Below are 18,322 nucleotides of genomic sequence, written 5' to 3' on the forward strand. Positions count from 1 at the left end.
TCCCCCCTTCCGCCTCAGCGCAGGCCGATCTGCGTCAGCAGGATCCCGCCCAGCCGCTGGCCCAGCGCCCAGAGCAGGAAGCGCTCGATGAACTCCGGTGCATCGATGAACAGCGCACCGCAGACCAGCACGCTGAGCAGCGAGACGACCAGGAACAGCTGCGGTATCGACAGTTTCAGCACGACCAGCAGCACGATCGCGATGATCGCCGAGCCGACCATGAACAGCGCGTTGAGAATATTGTTCGCCGCCACCACCCGCGAACGCTCGTGCGCCACGCTGCGCGACTGAATCAGCGCATACAGCGGGACGATGTACAGGCCGCCGAAGATTCCCAGCCCGAGGATGTCCATCAATACCCACCAGGCCGACGGCTCGCCCAGCAGTGCCAGCCAGTCCACACTGGCTGCAGGCTGTGGATGCGCGCCGGCATGCCACCAGAGCAGCCCACCACACAGGCTCAGGCCGATCGCCCCGAACGGAACCAGGCCGATTTCAACGTGATGCCGTGACAGCCGCTCGCACAGCAGGGAGCCCAGCGCGATGCCTACCGAGAACAGGGTGAGGATCAGCGTCACCACGCTTTCATCGCCACCCAGGTAGTCCTTGGAGAAGGCCGGGATCTGGGTCAGGTAGGTGGCACCGAGAAACCAGAACCAGGAATTGCCCAGCATGGCCCGTGACACGGCGCGCTGCTGGCCGAAGCCCAGCCGCAGAATCCGCCACGACTGGCGCAGCACGCGCCAGTCCATATGTAAGGTTGGCAAGGCGGCCGTCGCGGCGGGAATCGCGAGACTGGCCAGGTACCCGACCAGGGCGATCAGCACCACGCTGAGTGCCACCCACTCGGCATAGGCGTCGCTCGCCATCAGCACACCCGCACCGATGGTGCCGCCGAGAATGGCCAGGAACGTCCCCATTTCAACCAGCGCGTTGCCGCCGACCAGTTCGTCCTCCGTCAGTTGCTGCGGCAGTATCGAATACTTGACCGGGCCGAACAGCGCCGACTGGGTGCCCATGCAGAACAGCACCACCAGCAGCAGCGGCAGGTTGCCCAGCAGCATCCCCAGGGCACCGGCCAGCATGATGAGGATTTCGGCGAACTTGATCCGACGGATCAGCACGGCCTTCTCGAAGCGTTCACCCAACTGCCCGCCCAGCGCGGAAAAGAGAAAGAACGGCAGAATGAACAGCAGAGCACAGAGATTGATCAGCAGGCTCTTGTCGGCGGTCGTACCGAGCTTGAACAGAATCGCCAGGATCAGGGCTTGCTTGAACACGTTGTCGTTGAATGCACCCAGCAGCTGGGTACAGAAGAACGGCAGAAACCGGCGTTTGCCAAGCAGACGGAACTGCGAGCGTGGCGCCTGGGCACTTCCGACCGGCGCCGTTCGCGCAGCAGTTCTCGACGACTCGCCGCTCATATCGGCAACTGCCCGAGCGCCCAGCGCAGCGCGAAGAAGCTCAGCAGACCGCCGGCAATGGTCGCCAGCAGGTTGCGACTGACCGCGGCGATGGCGATAGCCAGCAGCCCGGCCAGCAGGTAAGCGTTGTCCCAGCTCAGTGCCCACTGCCCGTCCGGCAGCAGCATTCCGGGCACCACGATGGCGGTCAGTACCGCCACCGGCACGTAATGCAGGCCCTGTTCGATGGCGCGCGGAAAGCGCAGATCAGGCCAGGCGAAGAAGCTGTAGCGGATCACGAAGGTGATTGCCAGCATGCCGAGGATCAGCAGCCAGGTATTCATAGCGCCCCCTGCAGTCGCGCAGCGGTTTCGGCCCGGCGCTCCAGCCATACACCGATGACGATTCCCGCCAGCGCGGCGGCTATTAGCCCTAGCTTGTAGGGCAGTTCCCAGGTCAGCAGCGCCACGCCGCCAGCGACCACTGCCGACGCCACCTGTGGGCGCGTTCGCATCATCGGCACAGCGATGCCAATGAAGGTGGCGATCATGGCGAAGTCCAGTCCCCAACGGGCGATATCCGGCACGGCCTGGCCGAAGGCGACGCCGACCAGTGTGGAAAGCTGCCAGTTGAGATACATCGTCAGCGCGGCGCCGAGAAAGTACCAGTGCTTGTACGGCGACGCATCGTCCCTGGCATAGCGGTTCTGCACCACGGCGAACGCTTCGTCCGTCAGCCAGAAGGCCAGGGGCACGCGCCAACGCCCAGGCAGGTGCCTCACGAACGGCTGCAGCGCCGCGCTGTACAGCGCATGCCGCAGGTTCACCACGAAGGTCGTCAGCAGCACCACCGCCGCACCGACCCCACCGGTGATCAGGGTAATGGCGATGAACTGCGCCGAGCCGGCGAAGACCAGCGCCGACATGCCCATGGTCTGCCAGCCGGACAGGCCGGCGCCCACCGCCAGGGTGCCGAAGATGATGCCGAACGGGATCGCACCGAGGATCAAGGGCAATATGTCACGGCAACCATGGACGAACTCTTGCGAGCGGGACATCGGAACTCCTGTAGACCTCATGGCGAGAATCCTACACGCCTCGTCAGACGACGGCATGACAGCCAAGGAACCCCGCATGATTCGAGCCGCTGTGCGGCAAAGCAGCGCACGATAACCGAACTGATGGCGCCAGGCGAAGCTCCGCCCGGGCAGTCAGTCGGCCGCCAGGCGCTGCCGGACCTGCGGCCAGTCGCGGTCAGTGATGCTGTACAGCACGGTGTCATCCAGCCGACCGTCGGCCAGCCGCCGATGGTTGCGCAGCAGCCCCTCGCGCTCGGCACCGAGCTTCTCGATGGCCCGCTGCGAGCGCAGGTTGCTGGCGGCGGTCTTCAGCTGCAGACGCACCAGCTGCCACTCCTCGAAGGCGTGCCGCAGCAGGAGGAACTTGATCGAGGTGTTCAGGCCGGTGCCATGCTCCGCCTGGTCCAGCCAGGTCCAGCCCAGCTCGGCGGCTGGCAGGCCGATGTTGAAGTCGGCGAAGCGCGTGGTGCCGATCAGTCGGTCAGCCATCCGCACGCTGAACACCACCGCTCGCCCCTCGCGCTGCTCGGCCAGCGCGTGGCGATACCAGTCCGGGCGCAACGGCCCGTTCATGTAAACCAGCTCTGCACGGTTGCGTTCTGCCAGCGCGACGAGTTCAGGGATATCCGCCTCCATCAGCGGCTCCAGGCGCAGCGCACCACGCTGCAGGGTTACCGGGCGCGGGGTAAGCATGACATTCTCCTGTGATCGGTAGGTACGGACCGGCGATGCCGAGACAGTAACCCAGGGTGGACGCGATGCCGTGGCCGGCGGACAGCCGGTGATGGTGCTGGCAGGCCCGTGCTAGACACATGCGACCTTGGTCGCAACCCTGCACACGGGGCGTGCCATTGCTGCGAAACTTCGCCAATCCTCATATTAAAGAGTCGCCAGAGCTGATTGAATTCGGCGCCTTACCGGTCAACCGAAGCCATCCTCCTGGCATCTACCTTCGCTTTCTGGAGTTTGCATGACGCTGTCAGGCGGGCTGATCGCCGCGGTCGCCCTCGTCTATATGGCCATTCTGTTCGCCATCGCCTTCTATGGTGACCGTAACAGCGCCTCCATGTCGCCGCGCCTGCGGCCCTGGGTCTACAGCCTCTCTCTGGCGGTGTACTGCACCAGCTGGACCTTCTTCGGTGCCGTCGGCCAGTCCACCGAGCAGCTGTGGGCGTTCCTGCCGATCTATCTGGGTCCGATCCTGCTCATGCTGTTCGCGCCGCACGTGATCCAGAAGATGATCATGATCAGCAAGCAGGAAAACATCACCTCCATCGCCGACTTCATCGCCGCGCGCTACGGCAAGTCGCAGCTGCTGGCGGTGGTGGTCACGCTGATCTGCCTGGTCGGTGTATTGCCGTACATCGCGCTGCAGCTCAAGGGCATCGTGCTGGGGGTGAACGTGCTGAGCGGCATCAACATCGAGGCGGCCGGCACCGGCACCCGGGACACGGCCTTGATCGTCTCGATCGTCCTGGCACTGTTCACCATTCTCTTCGGCACGCGCAATCTCGACGTCACCGAGCACCACCGCGGCATGGTCCTGGCGATCGCCTTCGAATCGCTGATCAAGCTGCTGGCCTTTCTCGCGGTCGGCGCATTCGTCACCTTCGGCCTTTACAACGGCTTCGGCGACCTGTTCAACCGCGCCCACGACGCGCCTGAACTCGCCGATTTCTGGAGCGAGAACGTCAACTGGGCAGCGATGCTGGTTCAGACCACCGTGGCGATGATGGCGATCGTCTGCCTGCCGCGGCAGTTCCACGTCGCGGTAGTGGAAAACATCGAGCCGCGCGACTTCCGCCTGGCTCGCTGGGTGTTCCCTCTATATCTCGTGCTGGCCGCCGTGTTCGTCGTGCCGATCGCCCTCGCCGGTCAGATGCTGCTGCCGGCGGACGTCACTCCGGACTCGTTCGTCATCAGCCTGCCGCTGGCCGAGCTGCATCCCTGGCTCGCGCTGCTGGCCTTCATCGGCGGTGCTTCGGCGGCGACCGGCATGGTGATCGTCGCCAGCGTGGCGCTTTCCACCATGGTTTCCAACGACATGCTGCTGCCGTGGCTGCTGCGCCGCCAGGAAGCCGAACGCCCCTTCGAGGCCTTCCGCCACTGGATGCTCTCGGTACGCCGCATCACCATCGTGGCGATCCTCCTGCTGGCCTACGTCAGCTACCGCCTGCTCGGTTCCACCGCCTCCCTGGCCACCATCGGCCAGATCGCCTTCGCCGCCATCACGCAGCTGGCGCCGGCCATGGTCGGCGCGCTGTACTGGAAACAGGCAAACCGCCGTGGCGTGTTCGCCGGCCTCACCGCCGGTGCGGCCATCTGGTTCTACACGCTGATCCTGCCGTTGCTCGGCTGGCCGCTGGACATGTTCCCGGGCCTCAGCTGGATGTACAACGGCGGCCTCGGATTCGGCCTAAGCGGCCTGACCCTCGGGGTCACCCTGTCGCTGATCGGCAACGCCACGCTGTTCTTCTGGGTCTCGATCCTGACTCAGACCCACGTGGCGGAGCACTGGCAGGCCAGCCGCTTCATCGGCCAGGAAATCACCTCCCCCACCGGCGCGCGGCGCCTGCTCGCCGTGCGCGTCGAGGACCTGCTGACCCTGGCATCGCGCTTCGTCGGCGCCGAGCGCGCCGAGCAGAGCTTCCAGCGCTTCGCCCGCCGCCACGGCCAGGACTTCTCGCCCAAACTGCAGGCCGACGGCCAGTGGATTGCGCATACCGAGCGCCTGCTCGCCGGCGTACTCGGTGCGTCCTCCACCCGTGCGGTGGTCAAGGCGGCGCTGGAAGGCCGCGACATGCAGGTCGACGACGTGGTGCGCATCGTCGGCGAAGCCTCCGAGGTGCTGCAGTTCAACCGTGCGCTGCTGCAAGGAGCGATCGAGAACATCACCCAGGGCATCAGCGTGGTCGACCAGTCGCTGCGCCTGGTGGCGTGGAACCACCGCTATCTGGAGCTTTTCGAGTATCCGGACGGGCTGGTCTACATCGGCCGGCCGATCGCCGACATCATCCGCTACAACGCCGAACGCGGCCTGTGCGGGCCGGGCGACCCCGATACCCATGTGGCCAAGCGCCTGTACTGGATGCGCCAGGGCCGTGCCCACACCTCCGAGCGGCTGTTCCCCAACGGCCGGGTCGTCGAGCTGATCGGCAACCCGATGCCCGGCGGCGGCTTCGTCATGAGTTTCAGTGACATCACCGCGTACCGCGAGGCCGAACGTGCCCTGAAGGACGCCAACGAAGGCCTGGAACAACGCGTCAGCGAACGCACCCAGGAGCTGTCGCAACTGAACCAGGCACTGATCGAGGCCAAGAGCACCGCCGAGGCGGCGAACCAGTCCAAGACCCGTTTCCTCGCCGCGGTCAGCCATGACCTGATGCAGCCGCTCAACGCGGCTCGCCTTTTCTCCGCCGCGTTGTCGCACCAGCAGAGCGCCCTGCCCAAGGAAGCCCAGGAACTGGTACAGCACCTGGACAGCGCGCTGCGTTCGGCCGAGGACCTCATCACCGACCTGCTGGACATCTCGCGCCTGGAAAGCGGCCGGGTCACCCCGGATCGCAACCCCTTCCCGCTGGCGACGCTGTTCGACACCCTCGGCACCGAGTTCACCGCACTGGCCCGCGAACAGGGCGTCAACTTCCGCGTGCACGGCAGCAAGCTGCGCGTGGACAGTGACATCCGCCTGTTGCGCCGGGTACTGCAGAACTTCCTTACCAACGCCTTCCGCTATGCCAAGGGCCGAGTGGTGCTCGGTGTGCGCCGGCAGGGCTCGTCGCTGCGCCTGGAGGTGTGGGACCGCGGCCCGGGCATTCCGCAGGACAAGCTCAAGGTCATCTTCGAAGAGTTCAAGCGCCTGGACAGCCACCAGACCCGCGCCGAAAAGGGCCTGGGGCTAGGCCTGGCCATCGCCGACGGCCTCTGCCACGTCCTCGACCACCCGCTGGAGGTGCGTTCCTGGCCGGGCAAGGGTAGCGTCTTCAGTGTCACCGTGCCGATCGCCCGCGCCGTCAGCCAGCCACGCCCGGCGGTCAAGCGTGGCGAGCCGCAGCACAGCGCTCTGACCGGCGCCCAGGTGCTGTGCATCGACAACGAGGACAGCATTCTGGTGGGCATGAACAGCCTGCTCACGCGCTGGGGCTGCCAGGTCTGGACCGCCAGCAACCGCGCCGACTGCGAAGCGCTGCTGGCGGACGACATCCGTCCGCAGCTGGTATTGGTGGACTATCACCTGGACGAGGGCCAGACCGGCACCGAGCTGATGGCCTGGCTGCGTACCCGCCTCGGTGAACCGGTGCCAGGTGTGGTGATCAGCGCCGACGCGCGCCCTGAGCTGGTGGCGGCCATTCACGCCAGCGGCCTGGACTTCCTCGCCAAGCCGGTGAAGCCTGCGGCGTTGCGAGCGTTGATGAGCCGCCATCTGACGTTGAGGTAATGGCCTCGGGCCTTATTGGCAGGCAGGCTCTGCTTGCCTGGTGACCTTCTCTTTCGCGCCGGCCAGCGAGCCGGGGCGAAGGGAAAAGCGGCTCGCCCGGGACGCCGAAACGCGGAGCATCAGCACGCCTGGCAAGCCCTGCTCACCAAGCGGCCGGCCCGGACCGATGCCAGCGACACAAAGCAGCCAGTCCGGTATGAAGACCTGGGGACGAATCAGCTGCTCCAAGCCAACCGTCGCGCGGCGACACCGTTAAACTGATGGCCAACTGCACCCTTCACCATGGTGGCCAATGACCCTGGAATTTTTTCTCAACCTTGCCACGGCGCTGGGCGTCGGGCTGCTGATCGGCACCGAGCGTAGCTGGAGCGGGCGTGAAAGCCCCGGCCAGGAGCTGGTGGCCGGCATCCGCACCTTCGGCCTGGCGGGCCTGTTCGGCGGTCTTGCTGCGGTGAGCGTCACCCATCTCGGCGCGTTTGCCTGGGTCGCGATGTTCATCGTGCTGGGTCTGCTGGTGATCGCCGGCTACCTGATTGATGCGCGGCGCAGCGGCGATCATGGCATGACCACCGAGGTCGCCCTGCTGCTGACCTTCCTGCTCGGCAGCCTGGCGGTTGCGGAGAGCCGTCAGCTGGCAGCCGCCTGCGCCATCGCGGTGGCGCTGCTGCTGAGCCTCAAGACCCGCCTGCACCAGGCGCTGAAGCGCCTCAGCGAAGCCGAACTGGGCGGCGCGTTGAAGATGCTGTTCATCTCGGTGGTGCTATTGCCGGCGCTGCCCAATCAGGGCTACGGCCCCTGGCAGGCGCTCAACCCCTACACCACCTGGATGATGGTGGTGCTGATCGCCGGCATTGGCTTCGCCGCCTACGTGGCCATCCGCGCTTTCGGTGCGCGCCATGGGCTGCTGGTGACGGCGCTGCTCGGCGGCATCGTTTCGTCCACCGCGATGACCATCACCCTGGCCCGACTGAATGCGCCACAGCTGCGCGCCGCACTCGCGGCCGGCCTGCTGGCGACCTCGGCGCTGATGTTCCCGCGCGTGCTGCTGGAGGTGGGCATCGTCAATCCTGCCCTGCTGCCTGGGCTGAGCCTGCCCCTGGCCGCAGCCGGTGCGATCTACGCGGCCGGCGCGTTGTTTTACTACCTGCGCGCTGCCAGCGCTGCCGACAGCGATGCCGAGCCCCTGCTGAAGAACCCGTTCGAGCTGGGTCCGGCGCTTCGCTTCGCCGCGCTGCTGGTGCTGATTCTCCTGCTGGTGGAAGGCGCGCGACGCTGGTTCGGCGACGCCGGTATCTATCTGGTTTCGCTGCTGGCGGGCCTGACCGACGTCGATGCCATCACCCTGTCGCTGGCCAGCAAGGCCCGCGACGGCCTGGCCCATGAGGTAGCGGCACGCGGCATCGTCTTCGCCGCGTTGAGCAACAGCCTGGTCAAGGCGATGCTGATCGTTCTGATCGGCGGCCGAGAGCTGGCCGTGCGCACGCTGCCGATCATGTTTGCCGGCCTGCTGACCGGGCTTGCGCTGCTGCTGTTGCGTTAAACGTTCAGCCGCGCGTCACTCGCCGGCTTCGCTGAAGGCTTCGGCCCCTGCCCGCTCCAGCCAGTCACCCGGCAGTCGCTTGCTGGCCCGCGCGCCGAGGGACTTCAACTGCTCGGCGCGGCCGACCAGGTTGCCACGCCCGTCGCTGAGCTTGTTGCGCGCAGAAAGGTAGGCCCGATCCACCTGCTGCAAACGATTGCCGATCTCGTCGAGATCCTGGATGAATGCGACGAACTTGTCGTAAAGCGCACCGGCCTTTTCCGCGATTTCCCGAGCGTTCTGGCTTTGCCGCTCCTGCCGCCAGAGGCTGTCGATGACCCGCAGCGTGGCCAACAGCGTGGTCGGGCTGACGATCACGATGTGCCGACCGTAGGCCTCTTGGAAGAGCTCGGGATCGGCCTGCAGGGCCGCCGCGAATGCCGCTTCGATGGGTACGAACAGCAGTACGAAATCGAGGCTCTGCAGCCCCTCCAGATGCTGGTAGTCCTTGAGCGAAAGCCCCTTGAGGTGGTTGCGCAGCGATTGCACATGCTGCTTGAGCGCCAGCGCACGGCTGCCTTCGTCCTCGGCGCAGGTCAGCGCCTGGTAAGCGGTCAGGCTGACCTTCGCATCGACCACGACCTGCTTGTCGCCCGGCAGGTGAATGAGCACGTCCGGCTGGAAGCGCACGCCGTCGGCACTCTTGAGACTCACCTGGGTGTGGTATTCGCGGCCTTTCTCCAGACCGGCATGCTCCAGAACCTTCTCCAGTACCAGTTCGCCCCAGTTGCCCTGGGTCTTCTGGCCCTGCAGGGCACGGGTCAGATTGGTCGCTTCGTCGCCCAGACGCTGGTTCAGCTGCTGCAGCCGCTCCAGCTCTCGGGCCAGGGAAAAGCGCTCGCGGGCCTCGTGCTGATAGCTTTCTTCGACGCGCTTCTCGAAGGCCTGGATGCGCTCTTTCAACGGCTCGAGCAGCTGTCCCAACCGCTCATGGCTGGACTCGCTGAAGCGTTGCTCACGCTCGTCGAAGATCCGGCCGGCGAGCTCGGCGAATTGCGCACGCAGTTCGTCGCGCGCGGCCTGAAGGTCGGAGAGGCGCTGCTGATGCGCGTTGTGCTGCTCGCGCAGCTCGGCGTCCAGCGCGGCATGGGCGGCGCTCAGCCGACGTAGCTCCGCCTGTTGCGCGTCGCGCTCGGCCTGCAGATCGGCAATGATTTCGGTGTCGTGGCCACGCTGCGTGCGCAGCAGCTCGGTCTCGCGTCGCAGCGCGGCCAGTTCGGCCTGCTGCTCGGACTTGATACCGCTCAGCTCGGCGAGCTCGACCCGATAGCCGTCCAGCTGTGTGGTCAGGCCCTGCTGCGCCGAAATCGCCTGCCTGAGCCGTTCTTCGAGCAGAGCCTGCTCGGCCTCGCCAGTGACCAGGCGGCGCTGGAGATAAAGGCACAGCCCTGCCAGGGCGATCAGGCCGACTGCCAGACCGAGCAATAGATGGAGGGGATCAAGGGACATGAAGGGCTCCGGCGAAGTTGCCGGGCAGTATAGCGACCCGCTGTACGCCGGTCAGGCAGGGATGCCGGTCAGCCCCGGACCTGCCGCAGAACCCGTGCCGCCTCATGCGAACCCTGCGCCGCGGCCTGCTCCAGCCAGAGCCGTGCCTTCGCCGGCTCGGGGTGATCCGGTTCACCGCACAGGCGGCCGAGCTCCAGCTGCGCCTGGCTATCACCTGCCCGGGCCGCCTGGCGCAGCAGCTCGAATCCGATGCGACGGTCGCGCTGGCTGTCGCACTCGCAGCACAGCAGGCGGCCAAGGCGGCTCTGCGCTTCGACCACACCCTCGCGCGCAGGCTGCTTGAGGAGGCGTCCGGCAATCCGCTTGACGCCCTGGTTCCGGCCCAGGTGCTGGCTGTCCAGCAACCACAGCGCCATGCGCAAGGGCAGGCGCGCCGTTGGAGTCGAGGAGGCAAATGAGGCGGGAGCCGAAGTACGCGTTCTCATGCACATCAGGGGGGCTGGTGAATAAGGTCGCGCACTCTACTCCTTTTTTCCGAGAGTTAAAGTCTTGTCAAAAGCGAAAAAATTAGATCTGAATCACACCAGACAGTAATCCACAGAAGCTGTGGATAAGTCAGTGGACAAGCAGCAGACAAATCGTCGAATGCCACGTCTCATGGGGGCTGCGCTTAAACTGGCGGTTTTTTCGCCAATGCCAAAAATGCTTATTTTTCAATTGGTTAGTAACGATCTATGGGCTTCGTTGGTTTGCGACTGTTTGTCATAAGGCCTTGACAGAGCCATTGCGGAAATGTGCACAAGTTCGGCGCACGGGTCGCAAAGTGCCTGGCCACAAGGGCTGGTGCGGAGTTCCGGTGAACTTCGAAGCAACTCTGCTGTCGTGCATCGCACCTCGCTGGCGCACGTCGCCCAGGCCCGTTCTACGGCTATGCTGTAGCCCTCGCTTTATGGACGCAGCCATGACCAAACCGTGGAGAACCGTTTCCGTGCTGGCCGCCGGGCTGCTCGCCCTACTGATGGTGCTGAGTGCCGTTGCCTGGAGCCAGTGGCAAGGGTTCAAGCATGAGCAGGGCATCGAACTACTGGAATGGCAGGGGCTACGGCTTTCCTCAGGCGGTATCTCGGCAGAGCGCGTGCGCTATGCGCAGAACCCCGAGAACGGCCTCCATCTGGCTGCTAGTGCCTCCGGCATCACCCTGCGGTTACCCAGCTTTTTTCGCCCGTTGCCGCCTCGTTCGCTGCAAATCGACCAGCTTGAGCTGGAGATTCGCTCGTATCCGCCCGCCGGCGACAGCGAGCCGCCAGCAACGGATCTGGAACAGTACGAACGGTGGGCCGCCTGGCTCCCGCAGCGACTGACCATAGCCGATCTGCGGATCAGCCTGCCCTGCGCCAAGGGACGCTGCGACGAACGGGGGGCGCTGAGGTTCGAGCGGAAGGGCGAATCGTTGCTGCCGCTGGACGGCCGCCTGGACCTGCGACGCAACGAGCACAGGCTGTCACTGACCATCGACGCGCAGGGTTCCGCGCTCGGCGAAAGCCTCGTACTGGCCACGGTGGCTATCGACGAACAACCACGACTGGAAACCCGCCACCAGCTGGAACATTCCGACAGGACGTTGCGCTGGAATGGCACGCTTTCCATGGGCAGCCTGCCGGAGGCGCCCTGGCTGCTGGCTTGGCTCAGCGAGTGGACGGCCACGCCAACCGCCGCCCTCCCCGACATGCCTACGGACATGCGCATCGGCGCAGGCTGGGCACTGACCCTGATACAGAACGATGACGGCGTTTATGCCTGGCGCAACGCTGCGGGCGAACTGCGCCTCTCCACCCACATTCCTGCCGCCTGGCCGGTCATAGGTCTCGGGGAGCTGCAGGGCGACCTCGACCTGGCCGCTCGAGGGCAGGATGGACTGTGGTTGCCCACGGAGCTGAAAGCAAACCTACAGCTGCGTCCATCGTCCACCCTGCTGACGGACGTGCCGGCCGCGCTACGCCCGAGTCAGCTGAATATAAGCGTCGAGCCGGTAGCCACTGAGATGACGCCTGGGCAGCTACCCGTGCAACTTCGCGTGGAGGCCCAGGGCGGCACGCCGTCCAACCTGCAGGCGCGCATGCGACTGGCGACCTCCCCCCCTTATGCACTGGACATCGAGCAGGCCCGTCTGCACACACGCAGCACGCGCTTGCAGCTGGATGGCCTGACGCTGCAGAACCTCGACGCCAGACTGGATTTCTCCGGACGCGCCGACCTCCGCAAACTCGAACTGCAGCTGCAGCCGTCATCCCGTGTCAGCCTGGCACGCCTTGCCACCGGCGAGCTCGTCGCCAGTCAGCTGAGCGCGGCGTTGCCGCGCACACTGGCACTGCAGATCGAGCGCAACGTCGAGCAGCCAACTGCCTGGCGTACCGAAGGGCCGCTGGAACTACGCCTGGGTCGCCTCGAGCATCCGCAGCTGCTCAGCCAAGGCTGGCGCTGGAACGGCCAGCTCAAAGCCGACGCTACAGCTCTGAACGCCACCGGCCCCGCAAGCAATGACGTCGGGCTGACGCTTGCGCTGAACGTCGAGCAGCACTGGAACGGGCCATTGCACGTCGGCGCAAAGCTGCAGGAAATCTTCCTGCGCGCCGGCAATCCGCTCGCCCGCAGCCTCTCCGCGTGGCCCGCGGCGCTTGAGCTCAGCAGCGGACGCCTGTCGGGCGAAGGCAAGTTGACGCAGCCCGCCGGCGGCGGCAACCCAACGGCGAGCCTGACACTCGATGCGCGGGGCCTGGCCGGCATCTTCGACCGCAGCGAGATATCCGGCCTCGACGCACGCCTGGCAGCCGGCCTGCAGCGCGACCGCCTTCGTCTGGACATCGGCGAGCTGCGGCTGGCCGAGATCAATCCCGGCTTCACCTTCGGCCCGCTGCTGCTGCGCGGTTACTACGAGGCAGCCGTCGACCAGCCGACACAGGGACGCCTGACCTGGCAGACCGCCGAAACCCGGATTCTTGGCGGGCGATTCTGGTTGCCGGCCGGCACCCTTGACCTCGCGGCGCCACAGCAACGGCTCAGCGCCCGGCTGGAAGGCGTGCAGCTGGGCGACGTGCTCGCCGCCTATCCGACCGAAGGCCTCAGCGGCAGCGGCCTGATCGATGGCAGCTTCGACGTGCAGCGCAGCGCCGCAGGGCTGAGCGTGCAGGATGGCAAGCTCGCCGCGCGAGGACCGGGCGGCGTGCTGCGCTTTCGTTCGCCGAAGATCGAGGCCCTCGGCCAGGCGAATCCGGCCATGAAGATCGTCACCGAAGCCCTGCACAATTTTCACTATGATCTGCTCACCAGCGACGTCCGCTATGATGAGCGCGGCAAGCTGAACCTCGGGCTGCGTCTGAACGGCCGCAACCCGGCCCTGGAAGGTGGTCGGCCGATCAACTTCTCGATCAATCTGGAAGAGGACATTCCGGCGCTGTTGACCAGCTTGCAGCTGAGCGACCGGGTAAGCGAAACCATTCAACGGCGGGTGCAGGAACGCCTCAGATAAGGCGATGCAGCCGCGAAATCGACACAGGAGAAACCGCCATGCGGTTGCGCCATACGCTGACCATCGTGTTGCTGGGTCTCTTCGCCAGCGCCTGTACACCGCGGGTGGAACTGGCCGTGCCGAACGAGCCGATCAACATCAACCTGAACGTGAAGATCGAACACGAGATTTATATCCGCGTGGACAAGCAGCTCGACTCGATCATCAACCAAGACAGCGGACTGTTCTGAGGACGACCATGAAAGCCTATCTGAAACTGACCAGCCTGCTCCTGGCACTCCTGCTGGCCCTGCCCGCCGCAGCGATGACCCTCAACGAAGCCATGTCCGCCCTGGGTGAAGCCAAGGCCAGCGGCATGCTCGGCGAGAAGCCCGACGGCTATCTGGGCGTGGTTCGCTCCAGCAAGAACGCCGAGGAGATTGCCAGCCAGATCAACCAGGCTCGCCGCGCCGAGTACCACCGCGTAGCCAAGCAGAACGGCATCAGCGTCAGCGACGTCGAAGCCATCGCCGGCAAGAAGGCCATCGAAAAGACGCCGCCCGGCCAGATCATCCAGCTCAACGGCAACTGGGTCCGCAAGTGACCCGAGGCGATGGTCGGGCCTGCCTGGCCATCGCGCCCACCGCCCCATTAGCGCCTACAGCAGCGTCAGGCCGTGCGCCCTGACCACCAGCGACTTCTGCCGAAACCTGCACTCCAGATCGACGCGATACTGCGCCCACCAGTCCCGCTCCAGCTCTTCTACCATCACTTCGTAGACCACCGTCTCGTCCCGCACCGCGTTCTCGCCGTCCTCCAGCCAGTAGCCGTTGGCCGGCGCACGGCTGTAGGTGGTCAAACCGCCGAAGCGCTCGATCAGCTCCTCGCTCACGGTGCGAAAGAGCGACCTCGGCAACGCCTGTTGATCGTTGTCGTAAAGCGGCAACAGCAACTGGACAAGGAACATACGCGACCTCGGCGAGGAAAGTGGGAGCAAGCATTCGACCCCGCCCTGCCGGAGATGACGCCCGGCTGGCGGTCAGAACAGCCCCAGCTGCCCGTCGATCAGCGAGGCGAAGTCGTCGCCGACAAAGGGCAGGATCGCGTCCGCCACTGGCTGCAGCTGGCGCGTCACGTAGTGGTCGTAGTCGACGGCAGAGGTACGCGCCTCCAGTGGCTCAGGGCCGGCGACGGTGATCAGGTAGCTGATCCAGCCGCCGTTCTGATACTGCCGCGGACGACCAAGGCGGTCATTGCACTCGTCGGCCAGGCGCGCCGCCCGCACATGCGGCGGCACGTTGCGCTGGTAGTCGTCCAGCCGGCGACGCAGGCGCTTGCGGTAAACCAGCAGCTCGTCGAACTCGCCAGCCAGGGTTCGGCGCACATACTCACGCACGTAATCCTGGTGCGGCTGACGGTGGAAGATGCGCAGGTACAGCTCCTGCTGAAAGCGCTGCGCCAGCGGCGACCAGTCCGTGCGCACGGTTTCCAGCCCCTTGAATACCATCCCGTCGCTGCCATCCGCGCGCGTGACCAGGCCGGCATAACGCTTCTTGCTACCCTCCTCGGCGCCACGGATCGTCGGCATCAGGAAGCGCCGGAAGTGCGTTTCGTACTGCAGCTCCAAGGCACTGCTCAGGCCATACTCGTCACGCAGATGCCGACGCCACCAGTCGTTGATCCGCTGTACCAGGTCGCGACCGATGCGTTCGGCCGCCTCGTCCGAATGCGCCCGGCCCAGCCAGACGAACGTCGAGTCGGTGTCGCCGTAGATCACCACATGGCCCTGGGCCTCTATCAGTTCCCGCGTGCGGCGCATGATCTCGTGGCCACGCAGAGTGATCGACGATGCCAGCCGGGGGTCGAAGAAGCGGCAACCACTGGAGCCGAGCACCCCGTAGAAGGCATTCATGATGATCTTCAGCGCCTGTGACAACGGCTTGTTGTGCTCGCGCTTCGCCGCCTCGCGGCCTTCCCAGACGCGTTCAACGATGGCCGGCAGGCAATGCCGGGTGCGCGAGAAGCGCGCCCCGCGAAAGCCTGCAACCGATGCCTCATCGGTCGGCTGGCGCAGCCCCTCGATCAGCCCCACGGGGTCGATGAGGAAGGTGCGGATGATCGACGGGTACAGGCTCTTGTAGTCCAGCACCAGCACCGATTCGTACAACCCCGGCTGCGAGTCCATGACGAAACCGCCCGGGCTCGCCTCGGCCTGGCGCTCGCCCAGATTAGGCGCAACGAAGCCCTGTCGGTGCATCAAAGGCAGATAGAGATGCTCGAACGCTGCCACCGAACCACCGCTGCGGTCAGCCGCTAGACCGGTGACAGTGGCCCGCTCGAGGAGAAAGGTCAGCAGCTCGGTATGGGCGAAGATGCGCGTCACCAGCTCGCAATCCTTGAGGTTGTATCGGGCCAGCGCCGGCTTGTCCTCGGCGAACATGCGGTCGATCTCCGCCATGCGCTGGTAGGGGTTGTCGATCGCCTTGCCCTCCCCCAGCAAGGTCTGGGCGACATTCTCCAGACTGAACGAGGAAAAGCTCCAGGTCGCCGAGCGTAGCGCCTCGATACCGTCGATGATCAGCCGGCCCTCGGCCGCGGCGAAAAAGTGATTGCTGCGAGCGCCATGCTCGCGCCATTCCATCGTCGCCCCGGTGCGCCCGAGCCGCAGCGGCACCTGCAAGCGCTGCGCATGTTCATGCAGTACACGCAGGTCGAACTGCACCAGATTCCAGCCGATGATCGCGTCCGGGTCGTGCTCGGCGAACCAGGCGTTAAGCCGTTCCAGCAGTTGCCCTCGGCTTTCGCAGTACTCCAGGGAAAAATCGACGGCCGAAGCATCGCCGTTTTCCGGACCGAGCATATAGACCTGACGCTGGCCGCAGCCCTCCAGAGCAATGGAATACAGATCGCCGCGGGCCGTGGTCTCGATGTCCAGCGAGACCAGCCTGAGCCTCGGACGATAGTCCGCCGCGGGTTTGAGCTGCACGAACGAGGCGCCACTGTGCTCGGCGCCATCGACGAAGCACACCGGTGCGGTGATGAAGCGCTCCATGAGGTAACGCTCGGGCGGCCTGATATCCGCCTCGTAGACATCCACGCCGACATCGCGCAGCCGCCGCGCGCAGTCCATCAGTCGGCGATGCGACCGGCAGTACAGCCCCATGACCGGGCGATGATGGAAGTCGTGCAGGTCGAGCGGCCGCAGCTCGACGTCAGGCTCCTGTCGCAGCAAGGACTCGACGAAAGCGCGCCGCTCCTGCGCAAAGAAGGCGACCGAATGCCGGTAAGGCACGCACACCCGCCGCGGCCCATTGTCGGTGGCGAGCCAGAAACTCACCTCGGTACCCGCAGGCGTCTCTCGCCAGTGGCGGGTCAGGATAAAACCCTGCTGCAGCTGCGACATCAGCGTCCCCGGCACCTGAATGAACAGCAAGCCCGTCCTCTCCCGGGCAGGTCGTATCGCATACCGATGCACCGCACGGTAAACGCCAACCCAGAAAAGCAAAAACCCCCGCACTCTCGCGAGTACAGGGGTTCAGGCTATATGTAATGGCGGAGAGATAGGGATTTGAAGGCTATGACTCAACATCCTACACCGGCGGAGGCCGCTATATTTGGGATTTCTTACCATTCGAACTGGGCTACGACGGCCTACAAAGGTCAGCGTTTTGTCCTAAATTTGCCCTAAACATCCAGCGCTAAAATCTCTGACCAGTGCCCTCCTAGTCATTGCCGCAACATACTATCAACGTGCCATAGCTGGCACGGCCGCCGACGTGTCACTTCACCACCTCATCCCTCCGGTTTTCTGCCTTACGCGCTCAATCGCGCCGGGAATTATTTTTCGTAGCTCTTGGAGCTTGGCCAATCAAAAGGGCAGAACGCTAACCAGATAACAACCTAGTTGAAACCGGTTTGCGATGTCTGGCTGGCCTCAGCATCCAAATGGCATTCCGATAGCAAAAGGCCCAGCCTTGCAGAAAGCGAAACATGCGAGATGCTCTGATCATATCAATCTGGAGCCACCGTCATGCCCGACCCCCGCCGAACCCTAGCCGACACAAAGCCTTACATGTCCATGCCTTTTCCACTGCATTTCTACATCCGCAGCCTCAAGCTGACCCAAACCGCAGAGGCTGTTTTCCAGTTTCACTGGGCAAAAGGCTACATGGCTGGAAACTGGAAGTCGCAAGTGTCGGTTGAACACGTTGCACGCTTGCTTCACATCAGTGCGCCCTCGGTCAAACGTTCATACGCCACGCTAATAAAGCTTGGACTGATCCGACGCATCAAAACGGGCTTCAACGCTGATACGAACCGCCCTAACGTGACCATTACAGAGGTGCTGATCCCGGCTGATGTCGCGGCGGAGCTGCTCTCTGCACCTGTTAGAGCCAAACCACAGCCTGAAACTGGATATTCCGCACCTGCACCCGAATCACCGCAAGGTGAAAGGGAAGATAAGGTGCCAATAGAGACGCTCAGATCTGCGAAAGGCCACTCCAACATAGGGTACTACGACTACATCAGGAATCAGCTTCGTGAAAAGCTTTCCGAACGGCTGAGCGGAAGCGCCTTGGATCGGATCATGGGAGAGATGCTTTGGGTAATACACAAGAAAATAGACTCTGGTGAATCTGCCCGGAAGACTCTCAACATGTGTCTCAAACGGTTCAAATGTAACCGGTGGCACACCCCCTACGACATGCCAGAACTATAAAGCCGCACGCTGTGATCGTCTGAAAAGTAGCCGCCTGCTTAGGGTCGGCTTCAGACTGCAGAAAGCGTACCCTGGTTCGGCGTCCGCGAACTTTTTTGCTCAACGGGGTATGTCATGGCAATGTGCCAAAGCAGGCAGCTTTTTTCAGTT

Annotated in this window: 14 protein-coding genes; 6 read left to right on the top strand and 8 right to left on the bottom strand. The window is 64.5% G+C overall.

Features of this window, described 5'->3' with window-relative positions; genetic code table 11:
* Positions 1 to 14: 14 nt before the first annotated feature.
* The 4 genes from PSTAB_RS13690 to PSTAB_RS13705 all read right to left on the bottom strand — a co-directional run bounded on the left by PSTAB_RS13690 (position 15) and on the right by PSTAB_RS13705 (position 3,174).
* On the bottom strand, positions 15 to 1,424 hold the full coding sequence (locus tag PSTAB_RS13690; RefSeq protein WP_011913879.1) for an MFS transporter: 1,410 nt from the start codon (positions 1,422 to 1,424) through the stop codon (positions 15 to 17).
* Entirely contained in the window at positions 1,421 to 1,747 is a 327-nt protein-coding gene (locus PSTAB_RS13695) for an AzlD domain-containing protein (protein WP_011913880.1), read from the bottom strand. The genes PSTAB_RS13690 and PSTAB_RS13695 overlap by 4 nt, the downstream gene beginning before the upstream one ends.
* Positions 1,744 to 2,460 carry an AzlC family ABC transporter permease gene (locus PSTAB_RS13700; RefSeq protein WP_011913881.1) on the bottom strand — a complete coding sequence of 239 codons (717 nt, stop codon included), beginning with the start codon at positions 2,458 to 2,460 and terminating at the stop codon, positions 1,744 to 1,746. Before PSTAB_RS13700 ends, PSTAB_RS13695 begins: the two co-directional genes overlap by 4 nt.
* Positions 2,461 to 2,613: 153 nt before the next feature.
* Entirely contained in the window at positions 2,614 to 3,174 is a 561-nt protein-coding gene (locus tag PSTAB_RS13705) for a GNAT family N-acetyltransferase (protein WP_013983375.1), read from the bottom strand.
* Between the two features lie 277 nt (positions 3,175 to 3,451).
* Between PSTAB_RS13705 and PSTAB_RS13710 the strand changes: the two genes are divergently transcribed.
* Both PSTAB_RS13710 and PSTAB_RS13715 read left to right on the top strand, forming a co-directional pair.
* Positions 3,452 to 6,919 (top strand): hybrid sensor histidine kinase/response regulator, encoded by a 3,468-nt coding sequence (locus tag PSTAB_RS13710; protein ID WP_013983376.1) that lies wholly within the window; start codon positions 3,452 to 3,454, stop codon positions 6,917 to 6,919.
* Between the two features lie 292 nt (positions 6,920 to 7,211).
* Positions 7,212 to 8,459, top strand: a complete 1,248-nt coding sequence (locus PSTAB_RS13715; protein WP_013983378.1) for an MgtC/SapB family protein — start codon at positions 7,212 to 7,214, stop codon at positions 8,457 to 8,459.
* Positions 8,460 to 8,474: 15 nt separating this feature from the next.
* On the opposite strand, the gene PSTAB_RS13720 is transcribed toward PSTAB_RS13715, so the two are convergent.
* Entirely contained in the window at positions 8,475 to 9,947 is a 1,473-nt protein-coding gene (locus tag PSTAB_RS13720) for a DNA recombination protein RmuC (RefSeq protein WP_013983379.1), read from the bottom strand.
* Positions 9,948 to 10,015: 68 nt separating this feature from the next.
* Entirely contained in the window at positions 10,016 to 10,363 is a 348-nt protein-coding gene (locus PSTAB_RS13725; protein WP_017244955.1) for a tetratricopeptide repeat protein, read from the bottom strand.
* Between the two features lie 545 nt (positions 10,364 to 10,908).
* Between PSTAB_RS13725 and PSTAB_RS13730 the strand changes: the two genes are divergently transcribed.
* Genes PSTAB_RS13730 through PSTAB_RS13740 form a run of 3 tightly spaced genes read left to right on the top strand, consistent with a single transcriptional unit; the run spans position 10,909 to position 14,056 of the window.
* Positions 10,909 to 13,473: an intermembrane phospholipid transport YdbH family protein gene (locus PSTAB_RS13730; RefSeq protein ID WP_013983381.1), complete on the top strand. Its 2,565-nt coding sequence runs from the start codon at positions 10,909 to 10,911 to the stop codon at positions 13,471 to 13,473.
* Between the two features lie 38 nt (positions 13,474 to 13,511).
* Positions 13,512 to 13,703, top strand: a complete 192-nt coding sequence (locus PSTAB_RS13735) for a YnbE family lipoprotein (protein ID WP_013983382.1) — start codon at positions 13,512 to 13,514, stop codon at positions 13,701 to 13,703.
* 8 nt (positions 13,704 to 13,711) lie between these two features.
* Entirely contained in the window at positions 13,712 to 14,056 is a 345-nt protein-coding gene (locus PSTAB_RS13740; RefSeq protein ID WP_013983383.1) for a YdbL family probable chaperone protein, read from the top strand.
* A gap of 54 nt (positions 14,057 to 14,110) precedes the next feature.
* On the opposite strand, the gene PSTAB_RS13745 is transcribed toward PSTAB_RS13740, so the two are convergent.
* Both PSTAB_RS13745 and PSTAB_RS13750 read right to left on the bottom strand, forming a co-directional pair.
* Positions 14,111 to 14,419 carry a hypothetical protein gene (locus tag PSTAB_RS13745; RefSeq protein WP_013983384.1) on the bottom strand — a complete coding sequence of 103 codons (309 nt, stop codon included), beginning with the start codon at positions 14,417 to 14,419 and terminating at the stop codon, positions 14,111 to 14,113.
* 72 nt (positions 14,420 to 14,491) lie between these two features.
* Positions 14,492 to 16,855, bottom strand: coding sequence for a DNA polymerase II (locus PSTAB_RS13750; RefSeq protein WP_041771965.1), 2,364 nt, complete (start codon positions 16,853 to 16,855; stop codon positions 14,492 to 14,494).
* Positions 16,856 to 17,482: 627 nt separating this feature from the next.
* On the opposite strand from PSTAB_RS13750, the gene PSTAB_RS13755 reads away from it, so the two are divergent.
* Complete coding sequence (locus PSTAB_RS13755; protein WP_041771791.1) at positions 17,483 to 18,172, top strand: hypothetical protein; 690 nt, start codon at positions 17,483 to 17,485, stop codon at positions 18,170 to 18,172.
* The last annotated feature ends 150 nt before the right edge of the window (positions 18,173 to 18,322 follow it).

This window comes from Stutzerimonas stutzeri (genome assembly GCF_000219605.1).
Lineage (GTDB): Bacteria > Pseudomonadota > Gammaproteobacteria > Pseudomonadales > Pseudomonadaceae > Stutzerimonas > Stutzerimonas stutzeri.

What these genes read in the sequence shown, in the direction of transcription:
- PSTAB_RS13695 (WP_011913880.1), bottom strand. Translation starts at nt 1,747, where the DNA reads ATGAATACCTGGCTGCTGATCCTCGGCATGCTGGCAATCACCTTCGTG.
- PSTAB_RS13715 (WP_013983378.1), top strand. Translation starts at nt 7,212, where the DNA reads ATGACCCTGGAATTTTTTCTCAACCTTGCCACGGCGCTGGGCGTCGGG.
- PSTAB_RS13755 (WP_041771791.1), top strand. Translation starts at nt 17,483, where the DNA reads ATGCCCGACCCCCGCCGAACCCTAGCCGACACAAAGCCTTACATGTCC.
- PSTAB_RS13710 (WP_013983376.1), top strand. Translation starts at nt 3,452, where the DNA reads ATGACGCTGTCAGGCGGGCTGATCGCCGCGGTCGCCCTCGTCTATATG.
- PSTAB_RS13745 (WP_013983384.1), bottom strand. Translation starts at nt 14,419, where the DNA reads ATGTTCCTTGTCCAGTTGCTGTTGCCGCTTTACGACAACGATCAACAG.
- PSTAB_RS13720 (WP_013983379.1), bottom strand. Translation starts at nt 9,947, where the DNA reads ATGTCCCTTGATCCCCTCCATCTATTGCTCGGTCTGGCAGTCGGCCTG.
- PSTAB_RS13735 (WP_013983382.1), top strand. Translation starts at nt 13,512, where the DNA reads ATGCGGTTGCGCCATACGCTGACCATCGTGTTGCTGGGTCTCTTCGCC.
- PSTAB_RS13700 (WP_011913881.1), bottom strand. Translation starts at nt 2,460, where the DNA reads ATGTCCCGCTCGCAAGAGTTCGTCCATGGTTGCCGTGACATATTGCCC.
- PSTAB_RS13740 (WP_013983383.1), top strand. Translation starts at nt 13,712, where the DNA reads ATGAAAGCCTATCTGAAACTGACCAGCCTGCTCCTGGCACTCCTGCTG.
- PSTAB_RS13750 (WP_041771965.1), bottom strand. Translation starts at nt 16,855, where the DNA reads ATGTCGCAGCTGCAGCAGGGTTTTATCCTGACCCGCCACTGGCGAGAG.
- PSTAB_RS13690 (WP_011913879.1), bottom strand. Translation starts at nt 1,424, where the DNA reads ATGAGCGGCGAGTCGTCGAGAACTGCTGCGCGAACGGCGCCGGTCGGA.
- PSTAB_RS13730 (WP_013983381.1), top strand. Translation starts at nt 10,909, where the DNA reads ATGACCAAACCGTGGAGAACCGTTTCCGTGCTGGCCGCCGGGCTGCTC.
- PSTAB_RS13705 (WP_013983375.1), bottom strand. Translation starts at nt 3,174, where the DNA reads ATGCTTACCCCGCGCCCGGTAACCCTGCAGCGTGGTGCGCTGCGCCTG.
- PSTAB_RS13725 (WP_017244955.1), bottom strand. Translation starts at nt 10,363, where the DNA reads ATGGCGCTGTGGTTGCTGGACAGCCAGCACCTGGGCCGGAACCAGGGC.